Source organism: Maribacter stanieri (assembly GCF_900112245.1).
Lineage (GTDB): Bacteria > Bacteroidota > Bacteroidia > Flavobacteriales > Flavobacteriaceae > Maribacter > Maribacter stanieri.
The window spans coordinates 1-11,586 of sequence record NZ_FOYX01000003.1 but is presented as its reverse complement, the minus strand read 5'-3'; the positions used below and the strand labels follow the sequence as shown (position 1 = coordinate 11,586).

The following is an 11,586-nucleotide window of genomic DNA, read 5'->3' as shown; positions in this document are numbered from 1 at the left end:
ATTTCCAAATTTTAAATTAAATTTGAATTATGAAAAAATACCTTTTAATTGGTTGTTCAATTTTGTTCTTTGCATGTAATGATGGTGACTTACAAATAGAAACCGTAGATTTTGATAGTATAGAAACCGTTCAAAGTTGTGATACAGTATCTGTCTCAACCGAAAATGTATTGTTTAAAATAAATGGTGATGAAGCTTTAATAGTAACATTGCCTAGTGGGCTTTTAAAAAATGAAGTTAGTACTACAGAATTAACTAGTGCTGTTCCTGGCAGCTCTCAAATAAGCTACCGTATATTTTCAGAGACAGTAACCAGTACTTATTTCTGTGATTCGCCACCACCACTTACACCAACAGTTTTAGAAGAAATTGAAGCAGAAGGCGGAAGTATTATTATCACCACTACTACTGAAGATAGTATAACATTCACCCATACTATTCAACTAAGTGGAATTACATTTTTAAACGAAAACGGAAGTAGAATTACCGATTTGCAAGTGAGTGAATTTGGTACCGTTACTACTACAGCCGGTTAATTTAAAAATTTTGAAAAACGTAAACCTCTGTTGCCCCTAGCCCATATTTTTGGTAGTCCGCATCATAGTACTTAACGTTATCATACTTTCTAAAGAGATAACCCAACTCTTCTTTCAGCACCCCCTCACCTACGCCATGTATAAAAACAATTTTCTGAATTCTCTTACTAATAGCAAAATCTAGTTGTCTTTTTGCAGTATCTAACTGTAAATTCAACATATCAAATTTGCTAATCGCTTTTGGATTCTTCACTAATTGATTAATGTGTAAATCAACCTCCATTTTTGGAGCAGTACGCTCCTTTGTTCTTAAAACAGTAGTTTTTCTTCTTTTAGGAATTTCTTTTTCTTTCTTGATTTTGGCAATTTCATAGTTGGAAACACGAATATCGTCAGAAATTAAAACCAACTCCTTAAAATCAAAAGTTAACGGAAAACCATCATCACTTAAAATGATGACACTGCGATCATTTATAGACTCAACTACGCCTTTTATGACATCGTCAATTGTTTCTACGGTATCGCCAATCTTAAAATGAGACATGTTTTTGTTTTGAATACACAAAAATAATGGTAATTTTCGGACTATTAATTTATTTAAAGATGCGCCTTAAGGCATTAATTATTTTTTTGGGATTAGAAAGTTTTATGCTTCCCTGTTTTACAAAACAGATATTAGGCGTTGATTGCCCCGGCTGTGGGTTACAACGTTCATTGCTATTTTTAATAAAAGGCGAGTTTGTTTCTGCTTTTTTAATGTACCCAGCTATTTACCCTATGTTACTACTTTTTGGTTTTTTAGGGCTCAATAAAATTTATTCCTTTAAACATTCAAATACAATTACGATTACTCTTATGGTAAGTACCGTAGGTTTTATATTGACCAATTACATTTTAAAATTCATTTAACTAAACCTTTAAATTATGGAACAACAAAAATTACCTAATGTAACTATCGCTCTTATCCTAAGTATCGTATCTTTTTTATGCTGCTGTGTAAGTGCTGGTATTGGAGGTGTTATTTTGTCTGGTATTGCATTAATTTTAGTAAACAAAGACACTAAAACTTATCAGGAAAATCCTCAAGAATATTCCAATTTTAGTACTCTTAAGACAACTAAAATTGTTGCTATAATTGGACTAGTCTTGGGAGTACTTTCTCTAGTATGGACGGTATACTCAATAGTTTCTATGGGTGGTTGGGATGCATATATAGAACAAACCTCTGAAATTTATGAACAACTTGGAATACCAATGGAATAAATGAACAATTCAGAATATCAACAAATACCAGGTTCTAGTAACGCTTTAACTTTTGGAATTTTATCCATTGTTTTATCCATTTTCTGTTGTGGTCCTTTTGGCGCCATATTCAGTATCATTGGTTTAAATAATGCGAAGAAGGCACAAAGCTTTTATGAAAATAACCCTGGTAATTATAGAGGATATGAAAATATAAATACTGGCAGGATTTTATCTTACATTGGTCTTGCAATAGCTATTATCCTTTTAATTCTTTCTATAGTCTATTTCGGTTTAATTATAGCAATATTTGCATCAGCCGATTTTCAATAGAAGAAAAATTATAAACAAAAAAAATCCCCGATTTACATCGGGGATTTTTTATTTCTATTGTTTAAACTCTTTCAGTGTTTTTATAATGATTGAAACACAATCTAGTAGCTCTTCTTTAGTCATTACCAAAGGAGGTGCAAAACGAATTATATTACCGTGTGTTGGTTTCGCCAACAATCCATTCTCCTTTAATGCCATACATATATCCCAAGCAGTAGAGCTCTCTTCACTGTCATTAATAAGAATTGCATTCAATAGACCTTTACCACGAACACTGTTTACTAAATCTGTAGTTGGTATGAATTTATTCAACTCTGATCTAAAAAGTTCACCTAATACAAATGCATTTTCTGCAAGCTTTTCATCTTTTACCACTTCTAGAGCAGCCATACCAACAGCAGCAGCAATTGGGTTACCACCAAAGGTACTACCATGGTTTCCTGGTCGTATAACATTCATAATAGCATCATTTGCCAAAACAGCAGAAACCGGATAAGCACCACCGGACAAAGCTTTTCCTAAAATTAAAATATCTGGCTTAATTTCTGGAGTTCCACTACAGTGTTTATCTGAACAAGAGCAATTACCACAAGTAGCTAATAAACGACCTGTTCTAGCAATACCTGTTTGTACTTCGTCTGCAATAAACAAAACATTATACTTTTCACATAATGCTTTTGCGCCACTTAAATAACCTTCAGAAGGTACGTAAACCCCAGCCTCACCTTGTATAGGCTCAACTAAGAAACCTGCAACATTTGAGTTTGATTTTAAAACTTCTTCTAAAGCCGTTAAATTATCATACGCTATTTTAATGAATCCGTCAGTATATGGTCCAAAATTCTTACGGGCAACAGGATCGTTAGAAAAAGAAATTATAGTTGTAGTACGACCGTGAAAATTATTTTCACAAACAACTATTTCCGCATTATTCTCAGCTATCCCTTTCTTTTCATAAGCCCATTTTCTACAAATCTTCAGTGCAGTTTCTACAGCCTCTGCACCAGTATTCATTGGTAAAAGCTTATCGAAATGAAAAGTTTCAGTAGCATATTTCTCATACTTGCCTAGCATATCATTATAAAATGCTCTAGACGTCAATGACAAAGTTTTTGCTTGTTCTGTCATTGCATCAACAATTTTTGGATGGCAATGACCTTGGTTTACTGCAGAATATGCAGAAAGAAAATCATAATATTTTTTTCCTTCAACGTCCCAAACAAATACACCTTCACCTTTACTTAATACTACAGGTAGTGGGTGATAATTGTGGGCTCCGTGTTTTTCTTCTAATGCGATAGCATCCTTAGAAGAGATGTTTTCTAAAATTGACATGGTAAAAATTACTTTAAATAAAACTTTAGCAATTCCTTCTATACCTTTTTCCTTTCGAAGAGTCGAAAATTCAGCGTGGGAGAGAAATCATCCTTGTAGAGTTACAAATTTAACAAATATTTTTTTTGAATCACCATAAAAACAAAAAATCCCTATGAAGTACTGTAAAATGTGACTTTTAACAAAAAATTGTGTCCTACTTAATACAACCAATTTATTATATAAAAAGAACACTATGAATTATTTAGAGAACATGATGTCTAGCCTTTCAAATTCAGTTGGCGATTTTTTACCGAGTACGATCGGTGCAATATTGATACTGATAATTGGATGGTTTATTGCAGGGTTTGTAAAAAGACTAATTACCAAATTAATTAAAAGAACCAATATTGACAGTAAACTTGGGTCAGGCAAAATTGAACTCTCCTCATTTATCGGTAAACTAGTTTACTTTTTTATAATGATTTTTGTTTTTATGCTAGCCTTAGAAAAACTAGGTATGACCAGTGTTCTAGATCCTGTAAAAAATCTACTTAATGGATTTACAGGCTACATACCTAATATTGTAGGTGCTGGTTTAGTAGGTTACATAGGTTATATGCTAGCTACTATAGTTTCTGAGCTAGTCGGGCTTTCTGGGGAAACAATACAGAGTTTTGTGCCTAAATTAAAACTACCAGAAAATTTAGATTTAGTCAACATTCTTAAAAAGGTAGTTTTTATTTTCATATTTATACCCTTGTTAATTACTGCTTTGAATATATTGAATATGGATGCTATTTCTGTACCGGCAACTCATATGCTAGAACAATTTTTCAATGCCATCCCTAAAATTGTAGTAGCTGTTCTTATACTTTTAATCTTTGTAATTGGAGGTAAATTTGTTTCTGGGTTAGTTACTGATTTATTAGAAAGCTTAAATTTAGATGGTATTGTTAACAGGATGAATTTAGGTAGCGTTTCTTCTAATACCAACCTACCTAAATTAATAGGAAATATTGTCTACTTCTTCATAGTACTTTTTGGTATTACTACAGCTTTAGAAAAATTAGAATTCCAAAAATTAACAGAAGTGCTTGATACGTTAGTGGGTGTTTCTGGTAATATTCTTTTTGGATTAGTCATCTTAATTATAGGAAATTGGATTGCATCTATTGCTCATAGAACAATGGCTAAAGATGAAAATAATCTTTTTGTTGCATCAATCGTAAGAATGTGCATTTTAGCAATATTCTTGGCTATGGGACTTAAAACAATGGGAATTGGAGATGATATTATAAACATGGCGTTTGGTATTACCTTGGGTACGATCGCCGTTACAATAGCCCTTTCTTTTGGTCTTGGCGGTAGAGAAGCTGCAGGAAAACAGATGGAAAGAATTTTGAATAAATTCAACAAAAATAAATAGTAAAAAAACACAATTACCTTTATCCTAAAAGTCAAGAAACCTTAATATAAGGTGTCTTGACTTTTTTAATTTCTATTGTAAATAACAATCTATAGCCAAATAAACTAAGGCATATTTAACTAAAATTAATAGACCCTAGTGTATGTAATTGTTATAATAAATGCAAACGGATGCTTACTTTTGCGCTATGCGAAAAAAGACAAAGCGACTAGTTTTTGAAAACGTTACCGTTACAGATGCAGCAGCAAAAGGTAAAACTATTGGTAAAGCACCTGACGGAAGAGTTATCTTTTTAACTAACACCGTACCAGGCGATGTGGTTGATGTACAAACGACCAAAAAACGTAAAGCATATTTTGAGGGAATCGCAACAACTTTCCACTCCCTTTCAGACAAGCGTGTAGAACCTGTGTGCCAACATTTCAATGTATGTGGCGGTTGCAAATGGCAAGATATGGGCTATGAGCACCAATTGTTTTACAAACAAAAAGAAGTAGAGAATAATTTAAAAAGGATAGGTCATTTAGATTTACCGGAATTAACCCCTATTCTCGGTTCAGAAAAGCAATATTTCTATAGAAATAAGATGGAATTTTCTTTTTCAGATAGTCGCTGGTTAACTTTAGATGAAATAAAGTCTGACAATCAAATAGAAGATAAAAATGCATTAGGATTTCATATTCCTGGAATGTGGGATAAAATTTTGGACATAGAAAAATGTCATTTACAAAAAGACCCATCAAATGCTATTCGACTAGAAACAAAAAAATTTGCTACTGCAAACGGGTTGACTTTTTTTAATCCAAGAAATCAGCACGGCATGTTGCGTACCTTAATGATACGCACCACATCAACCGGTGAAATTATGGTATTGGTTCAGTTTTTTGAAAATGATAAAGAAAAGAGAGAATTACTTTTAAATCATCTTTCAACAACATTTCCTGAAATTACATCCTTATTATATGTGATTAACCCAAAACAGAATGATACTATTTATGATCAAGAAATCATTTGTTTTGCTGGTAGGGACCATATCTTTGAAGAAATGGAGGGGTTGAAGTTTAAAATTAATGCAAAATCCTTTTACCAAACTAATTCTGAACAAGCTTACGAATTATACAAAATAACTAGAAATTTTGCCGATTTAAAAGGTGATGAATTGGTATATGACCTTTACACAGGTACCGGTACTATTGCACAATTTGTTTCCAAAAAGGCTAAAAAAGTGGTCGGTATAGAATCTGTTCCTGAAGCTATTTTAGATGCAAAAGCAAATGCAGTCCGTAATAATATCGAGAATGTAGATTTCTTTGTTGGTGATATGAAAAATGTATTCAACGAACAATTTATTACTCAAAATGGTGTACCAGATGTAATTATTACTGACCCTCCACGAGATGGTATGCATAAAGACGTTGTTCAGCAAATACTAAACATCGCTCCTAAAAAAGTAGTTTATGTTAGTTGTAATAGCGCTACGCAGGCTAGAGATTTAGAATTAATGAAAGAGATGTATACAATTAATAAAGTTCAGCCAGTAGACATGTTTCCACAGACTCATCACGTAGAAAATGTTGTACTTTTAGAAAAGAAAGTTTAAAATGAGAAGATTTCAAATCGGATTATTAATTTTCCTAGGTATTATCTTCGCATCATCATGTGAGAAAGATGATATCTGTGTTGAGGGAGATACTCCTCTTTTGGTTATAGAATTTTACGATGTTACAGATACTTCTGCTTTAAAAGAAGTTACCACTTTAAGAGCTGTAGGTGTTGGACAAAATGTTACTATCAATACTGTAACAGATAGAAGTACGGTAAGTACAATATCCATTCCTTTAAAAACAGATGAAGATGCTACAAGTTTCATATTGATTAGCAGTTCTGCTGAAAATGAGGATGGCATAGAAACTGGAAACGTTGATACCATTACTTTTTCCTATAACCGTTTAGAAGATTTTCTATCTCGCGGATGTGGTTTTGTTATAAATTATGATGAATTACAAGGAAGCCTTACTGCCGATAATAATAACTGGATTCAAGATATTGAAATAACACAATCCCTAGTCACAAACTCAGATTCTACACATGTCAAGATTTTTCATTAATCTTTTATTTCTACTATGTTCTTGTTTAGCACTTAGTCAAAGCAAGCCCATAGATTTAAATCCAAAAGATACGGTAGAGTATAAACAATCTTATGGTCTAGGGTTAGGTATAGATTTAAGTAGAATCATTACTGGTGCTTTAGATGATAATTATAAAGGTTTTGAAATAGTTGCGGATTACAGATTAAATCAGAATTTATATCTAGCCGCTGAACTTGGAAATGAAGAAAAAACCAGACAAGAAGATCTTTACAATTTTACTACTTCTGGTAATTATCTAAAACTAGGTGTAAACAAAAATACATATGCTAACTGGTACGGTGAGCATAATTTAATTTACATGGGCGGTAGACTAGCATTTAGCACCTTTGAAAACACATTAAATAATTATCAATACTTTGATACGAATAGATATTGGAATCCAGATGGTTTTGCAAACGGCTCTGATGTGCCCGAAAAATTTTCAGGACTTTCTGCCACTTGGATTGAGGCTGTTTTTGGTACTAAAATAGAAGTAATATCAAATGTATATATGGGTGCCAGTATACGCCTAGGTCTTATATTAAGCCAAAAAGAAGACGAACGCTTCCCTAATCTCTATGTACCAGGGTTTAATAAAGTAACTTGGGACAGTAATTTTGGAGTTGGATACAATTACAGCATATCTTATTTCTTACCTCTTTACAAAAAGAAAAATAAGGTTAAGAAAAAAATTGAAGAATCGGCACCTCCACAAGACCCACCAAGACCAAAAGAGCGTTTATAATATTTTAAACCCTTTTATAAAAATCCATTTCATTACAATCTTCTCTACGCTGTCAATTTTAGTAATGGCAAATTTTGGAGCTAAAAAAGAAGCCGCAATAGCTGAAATTACAGCTAGGTAGAAAGAGTCTATTGTTAGTAATACTTGTAAGCCAAAGCGAAACAAAACAAAGAGACTGGCAAAACCTAAAAAATTATATATTAAAACTTTATGCTTAGGTTTCATTCTTCGTTTCCTTTTTGATATTTTGCCTTCTTGCTACCCTCATACATCTCATATTTCACGAAACGAGATTCTAAATGACTATTAAACACCTTTATCTTACGAGAAGGTCTTAGCCCTACAAACTTTAAAGCAGGCAAATTACTGGTTATAAACCAAGCATTGGTGCCAGGATATCCTTGTTTTAAAGTATCTCCTATAGCGCTATAGAAGTTTTCCATATCTATATCTAATCGTTCACCATATGGTGGATTAAAACACATATGTAGTGTTCCTTCTGTTGGTTTGTATGTTTTGAAAAAGTCTTTTCGTTCAACAGTTATATAATCCGTAAGGTTAGCATTGTCAATATTATCTTGGGCTTTTCTTACTGCAGAAGGCGCTTTATCATAACCAATAATTTTATGATGAAACTCTCTGGTCTTCTTTAAGCTAGAGTCTATAATCTTTTCAAATAGTTCAGCATCAAAATCAGTCCATTTTTCGAATGCAAAACCTTTCCTATTAATATTTGCAGGTATATTACAAGCAATCATAGCAGCTTCTGTCAACATAGTTCCACTACCGCACATTGGATCTAAAAAATCGCTTTGTCCATCCCAACCACTTAATAAAAGTAATCCAGAAGCTAAGACTTCATTTATAGGCGCAATATTTGTTGCTGTACGATATCCCCTTTTGTGTAATGAAGTACCAGAGCTATCTAAAGAAACATTACAATCATTATTGTGGATATGAATATTTATACGCAAATCTGGATCCTTTACATCAACATCCGGTCTAGTACCATCAGTATCTCTAAATTTATCTACTATTGCATCTTTAGTTTTTTGAGAGACATATAATGAATGCGTAAACTGTTCTGAATTTACCGTGGCATCAATAGCAAATGTTTCACTGACAGAAAGATATTCTGTCCATTCCATTGCATATATCTTTTTATATAAGTCATTTTCATCCCTAACACGAAATGAATGAATAGGTTTAATAATTTTTATAGCTGTTCTCAAACAAAGATTTGCTTTGTACATAAACCCCGTATCACCTTCAAAAGATACATTTCTAGTTCCCTCTACAACATTGCTGGCACCAAGATTTCTAAGTTCCTTAGACAAAAGCTCTTCAAAACCAAATAAGGTCTTAGCGACCATTTTAAAATTATTACCCATATTCATCTTTTCTCGTACCGCAAAAATACGCTAATTTTGACGCTAGTTTAATTAATGACCTATTTCCTTTTCTAAAAGCTTAATTAGCATCTGCATGATTTATATTTTACCAATTCTAGGAGTGTTAATTAGTTTTCTTTTTGTCTTTATAGCTAAGCCACAAAAAAATGAATCCTTTAAACTTTTACTAGCATTTAGTGGTGCTTTTCTTTTAGCACTTACAATATTTGAAATGCTACCTGAAGTTTATTCAACTATTGATTCAAAGTCAATTGGAGTTTTCATAATGTTAGGAATACTATTTCAAATATTTTTAGAATTCTTCTCTAAAGGGGCAGAACACGGTCATGTACACATATCAAAAGAGAGTCAAAATTTTCCATGGTTACTTTTTATCAGTCTTTGTATACATTCACTTCTTGAAGGTCTTCCAATAGGCACTAATGATACTATTATTTATGGAATTCTAATTCACAAAATTCCAATAGCGATTATATTAAGTATTTTCCTTTTAGGTTCTAATTTAAAGCCAGTGCAAGCCGGACTCTTTATGGTATTGTTTGCCATAATGACTCCTTTAGGTACCTATTTAGCGCATACCATTGATTTATTATCTACATACGGTGTTTATCTAAATGCTTTAGTAATAGGAGTATTTTTACATATTTCTACCGTAATATTATTTGAAAGTTCTGAAGGTCATAAATTCAATTTAAGGAAGTTACTAGTAATTATACTAGGAATAACAATCGCATATTTTTTATAAATGTTCAGTAAAGAAGACTCTAGAAAATTACGTGAAGAATTTTGGATTGCTTTTGGAAAATCATTTCCAAATAAATGGACTTTGTATAAAACTAAGGTCAAAGGACTATCCTTTAAGTTTCATTTTAATTTAAAAATGGCAATGGTTTCCATTGATGTAGATTCAGATCTAGAACAACGTGTGAAAGTTTGGGACCAACTGGTAGCTCTAAAATCAATATTAATAGATGAATATCTTCCTGAGGCTATTTATGAAGACTTCTTTATACTAGATAGCCAAAAAGATATTTCAAGGGTTTACGTTCAAATAAACGATGTTTCTATTCACAATAAAAACACTTGGAGACAAACAATGGAATTCTTGAATACTTCTATGTATCAAATAGAGTCATTTTACGAAGAATATAAAGATATTATAGATTCATAATTAACAGAACAAGGGCTAGCCCTTAAATAACGTCTAAATAGATAAAGAACCAATGACATATTGCACCAGCTAAAACGAAAAGGTGCCAAACAAAATGATTGTAGGGAATTTTTCTTACAGCATAGAATACGATACCTATAGTATAAAAAGCTCCTCCTAACATCAACAATTGAATTCCTAATTCAGAAGTATTATCTACTAAGTTTTCAAAATCAAATACTATTAACCATCCCATTGCCAGATAAAGAAGTAATGAAACAATTTTATATTTACCTGTAAAAAAAAGCTTTAAAATAGTCCCAATAATAGCAATACCCCATACAGCAAAGAAAATCAACCATCCATTACCATTTATAAGGGTTATTAAAGCAACAGGAGTATACGTGCCCGCTATTAGATAATAGATATTTATATGGTCAAGAATTCTTATTCTTAGTTTCCAAATTTTATTATCGACTGCATGATATATCGTAGATATTAATAACATGCTTATTAATGACAAACTATATATTACTATTCCCCACGTTGCATACTCAGATTTATGACTATTTGACTTAATCAATAATACCATACCTACAATAGCCAATAATGCACCTATACCGTGTGAAATGGTATTGAACTTTTCTTCTTTCTCTAAGGATTTTAAGTAAGACATGTAAATCGGTTCTTAATATATCGAACAATCGTATTATCAACCATTCAATTAAATGATTATTCCTATAAAGTTTAGAACAAAAATAGAACAAGAGATTAGAGTATGAATCCTAACCTTGACTTTATGGTATAAAAAAAAGCCCCTTACATTTCTGTAAAGGGCTTTCGAAAAAGGCGGCTACCTACTCTCCCACTTGGTATAGCAGTACCATCGGCGCAAACGGTCTTAACTTCCCTGTTCGGAATGGTAAGGGGTGGGCCCCGTCGCCATGGCCACCTAAGTTTTAGATCGGGCATTCCCGAGCGCGGCCTCCGCCGCAATATCGTTGACATGAATGGAACAGGATCCTATAAAGGAAAGAAGCACTTATAGTATTAAGCAATTTTCGGTATAAAAAGAAAGAAGTAAAGATCGTCGTCCGCCCCGTTCCTAAGAACGGGACGAGCGTATGCGCAAGCCTGACGGGCAATTAGTACTACTCGGCTACGGACATTACTGCCCTTCTACCTATAGCCTATCAACGTGGTCATCTCCCACGGCCCTTTAAAGAAATCTCATCTTGTGGCTGGTTTCGCGCTTATATGCTTTCAGCGCTTATCCAATCCCGACATAGCTACCCA

The 11,586-nt window shown here is 32.8% G+C and carries 15 protein-coding genes and 2 rRNA genes; 10 read left to right on the top strand and 7 right to left on the bottom strand.

Features of this window, described 5'->3' with window-relative positions:
- The first annotated feature begins 29 nt into the window (after window positions 1–29).
- Window positions 30–536, top strand: coding sequence for a hypothetical protein (locus BM296_RS13985; protein WP_091903852.1), 507 nt, complete (start codon window positions 30–32; stop codon window positions 534–536).
- Between the two features lies 1 nt (window position 537).
- Here the strand turns inward: BM296_RS13985 and BM296_RS13980 are convergent, their stop codons facing one another.
- Window positions 538–1,080 carry a DUF8465 domain-containing protein gene (locus BM296_RS13980; protein WP_091903850.1) on the bottom strand — a complete coding sequence of 181 codons (543 nt, stop codon included), beginning with the start codon at window positions 1,078–1,080 and terminating at the stop codon, window positions 538–540.
- Window positions 1,081–1,106: 26 nt separating this feature from the next.
- Here BM296_RS13980 and BM296_RS13975 point away from each other — a divergent pair, with 26 nt between their 5' ends.
- From BM296_RS13975 to BM296_RS13965, 3 genes are read left to right on the top strand one after another with little or no spacing between them, the layout of a single operon-like run.
- On the top strand, window positions 1,107–1,445 hold the full coding sequence (locus BM296_RS13975; RefSeq protein ID WP_316930010.1) for a DUF2752 domain-containing protein: 339 nt from the start codon (window positions 1,107–1,109) through the stop codon (window positions 1,443–1,445).
- 15 nt (window positions 1,446–1,460) lie between these two features.
- The gene (locus BM296_RS13970) at window positions 1,461–1,799 is read left to right on the top strand and encodes a CCC motif membrane protein (protein ID WP_027066378.1); all 339 of its coding nucleotides are present in this window, start codon (window positions 1,461–1,463) and stop codon (window positions 1,797–1,799) included.
- Window positions 1,800–2,111 carry a CCC motif membrane protein gene (locus BM296_RS13965; RefSeq protein ID WP_091903848.1) on the top strand — a complete coding sequence of 104 codons (312 nt, stop codon included), beginning with the start codon at window positions 1,800–1,802 and terminating at the stop codon, window positions 2,109–2,111. It abuts the gene before it with no gap.
- A gap of 54 nt (window positions 2,112–2,165) precedes the next feature.
- Here BM296_RS13965 and rocD read toward each other — a convergent pair whose 3' ends face one another.
- The gene (gene rocD, locus BM296_RS13960) at window positions 2,166–3,446 is read right to left on the bottom strand and encodes an ornithine--oxo-acid transaminase (RefSeq protein ID WP_091903846.1); all 1,281 of its coding nucleotides are present in this window, start codon (window positions 3,444–3,446) and stop codon (window positions 2,166–2,168) included.
- A gap of 235 nt (window positions 3,447–3,681) precedes the next feature.
- On the opposite strand from rocD, the gene BM296_RS13955 reads away from it, so the two are divergent.
- The 4 genes from BM296_RS13955 to BM296_RS13940 all read left to right on the top strand — a co-directional run bounded on the left by BM296_RS13955 (window position 3,682) and on the right by BM296_RS13940 (window position 7,728).
- The gene (locus BM296_RS13955; RefSeq protein WP_091903844.1) at window positions 3,682–4,854 is read left to right on the top strand and encodes a mechanosensitive ion channel; all 1,173 of its coding nucleotides are present in this window, start codon (window positions 3,682–3,684) and stop codon (window positions 4,852–4,854) included.
- A gap of 187 nt (window positions 4,855–5,041) precedes the next feature.
- Window positions 5,042–6,454, top strand: coding sequence for a 23S rRNA (uracil(1939)-C(5))-methyltransferase RlmD (gene rlmD / locus BM296_RS13950; RefSeq protein ID WP_091903842.1), 1,413 nt, complete (start codon window positions 5,042–5,044; stop codon window positions 6,452–6,454).
- A gap of 1 nt (window position 6,455) precedes the next feature.
- Window positions 6,456–6,962, top strand: a complete 507-nt coding sequence (locus tag BM296_RS13945; protein ID WP_091903839.1) for a DUF6452 family protein — start codon at window positions 6,456–6,458, stop codon at window positions 6,960–6,962.
- The gene (locus BM296_RS13940; RefSeq protein ID WP_091903837.1) at window positions 6,943–7,728 is read left to right on the top strand and encodes a DUF6048 family protein; all 786 of its coding nucleotides are present in this window, start codon (window positions 6,943–6,945) and stop codon (window positions 7,726–7,728) included. The genes BM296_RS13945 and BM296_RS13940 overlap by 20 nt, the downstream gene beginning before the upstream one ends.
- On the opposite strand, the gene BM296_RS13935 is transcribed toward BM296_RS13940, so the two are convergent.
- Together BM296_RS13935 and BM296_RS13930 are read right to left on the bottom strand one after the other, a co-directional pair.
- On the bottom strand, window positions 7,723–7,953 hold the full coding sequence (locus BM296_RS13935; RefSeq protein ID WP_091903835.1) for a hypothetical protein: 231 nt from the start codon (window positions 7,951–7,953) through the stop codon (window positions 7,723–7,725). The two genes, BM296_RS13940 and BM296_RS13935, sit on opposite strands and share 6 nt — an antisense overlap.
- Window positions 7,950–9,119, bottom strand: a complete 1,170-nt coding sequence (locus tag BM296_RS13930; RefSeq protein ID WP_091903833.1) for a THUMP domain-containing class I SAM-dependent RNA methyltransferase — start codon at window positions 9,117–9,119, stop codon at window positions 7,950–7,952. Before BM296_RS13930 ends, BM296_RS13935 begins: the two co-directional genes overlap by 4 nt.
- Window positions 9,120–9,213: 94 nt before the next feature.
- On the opposite strand from BM296_RS13930, the gene BM296_RS13925 reads away from it, so the two are divergent.
- Both BM296_RS13925 and BM296_RS13920 read left to right on the top strand, forming a co-directional pair.
- Window positions 9,214–9,885 (top strand): ZIP family metal transporter, encoded by a 672-nt coding sequence (locus tag BM296_RS13925; RefSeq protein ID WP_091903831.1) that lies wholly within the window; start codon window positions 9,214–9,216, stop codon window positions 9,883–9,885.
- On the top strand, window positions 9,886–10,311 hold the full coding sequence (locus BM296_RS13920; protein WP_027064533.1) for a DUF4268 domain-containing protein: 426 nt from the start codon (window positions 9,886–9,888) through the stop codon (window positions 10,309–10,311).
- A 22-nt stretch (window positions 10,312–10,333) separates the two neighbouring features.
- On the opposite strand, the gene trhA is transcribed toward BM296_RS13920, so the two are convergent.
- The 3 genes from trhA to BM296_RS13905 all read right to left on the bottom strand — a co-directional run.
- The gene (gene trhA / locus BM296_RS13915; RefSeq protein WP_091903829.1) at window positions 10,334–10,966 is read right to left on the bottom strand and encodes a PAQR family membrane homeostasis protein TrhA; all 633 of its coding nucleotides are present in this window, start codon (window positions 10,964–10,966) and stop codon (window positions 10,334–10,336) included.
- Between the two features lie 168 nt (window positions 10,967–11,134).
- Window positions 11,135–11,246, bottom strand: a 5S ribosomal RNA gene (gene rrf, locus BM296_RS13910).
- Window positions 11,247–11,414: 168 nt separating this feature from the next.
- Window positions 11,415–11,586, bottom strand: a 23S ribosomal RNA gene (locus BM296_RS13905); the annotation flags it as partial.

Excerpts from the sequence above, each read along its gene's own strand:
- BM296_RS13985 (WP_091903852.1), top strand. The coding sequence starts at position 30 with ATGAAAAAATACCTTTTAATTGGTTGTTCAATTTTGTTCTTTGCATGT.
- BM296_RS13980 (WP_091903850.1), bottom strand. The coding sequence starts at position 1,080 with ATGTCTCATTTTAAGATTGGCGATACCGTAGAAACAATTGACGATGTC.
- BM296_RS13975 (WP_316930010.1), top strand. The coding sequence starts at position 1,107 with ATGGTAATTTTCGGACTATTAATTTATTTAAAGATGCGCCTTAAGGCA.
- BM296_RS13970 (WP_027066378.1), top strand. The coding sequence starts at position 1,461 with ATGGAACAACAAAAATTACCTAATGTAACTATCGCTCTTATCCTAAGT.
- BM296_RS13965 (WP_091903848.1), top strand. The coding sequence starts at position 1,800 with ATGAACAATTCAGAATATCAACAAATACCAGGTTCTAGTAACGCTTTA.
- rocD (WP_091903846.1), bottom strand. The coding sequence starts at position 3,446 with ATGTCAATTTTAGAAAACATCTCTTCTAAGGATGCTATCGCATTAGAA.
- BM296_RS13955 (WP_091903844.1), top strand. The coding sequence starts at position 3,682 with ATGAATTATTTAGAGAACATGATGTCTAGCCTTTCAAATTCAGTTGGC.
- rlmD (WP_091903842.1), top strand. The coding sequence starts at position 5,042 with ATGCGAAAAAAGACAAAGCGACTAGTTTTTGAAAACGTTACCGTTACA.
- BM296_RS13945 (WP_091903839.1), top strand. The coding sequence starts at position 6,456 with ATGAGAAGATTTCAAATCGGATTATTAATTTTCCTAGGTATTATCTTC.
- BM296_RS13940 (WP_091903837.1), top strand. The coding sequence starts at position 6,943 with ATGTCAAGATTTTTCATTAATCTTTTATTTCTACTATGTTCTTGTTTA.
- BM296_RS13935 (WP_091903835.1), bottom strand. The coding sequence starts at position 7,953 with ATGAAACCTAAGCATAAAGTTTTAATATATAATTTTTTAGGTTTTGCC.
- BM296_RS13930 (WP_091903833.1), bottom strand. The coding sequence starts at position 9,119 with ATGGGTAATAATTTTAAAATGGTCGCTAAGACCTTATTTGGTTTTGAA.
- BM296_RS13925 (WP_091903831.1), top strand. The coding sequence starts at position 9,214 with ATGATTTATATTTTACCAATTCTAGGAGTGTTAATTAGTTTTCTTTTT.
- BM296_RS13920 (WP_027064533.1), top strand. The coding sequence starts at position 9,886 with ATGTTCAGTAAAGAAGACTCTAGAAAATTACGTGAAGAATTTTGGATT.
- trhA (WP_091903829.1), bottom strand. The coding sequence starts at position 10,966 with ATGTCTTACTTAAAATCCTTAGAGAAAGAAGAAAAGTTCAATACCATT.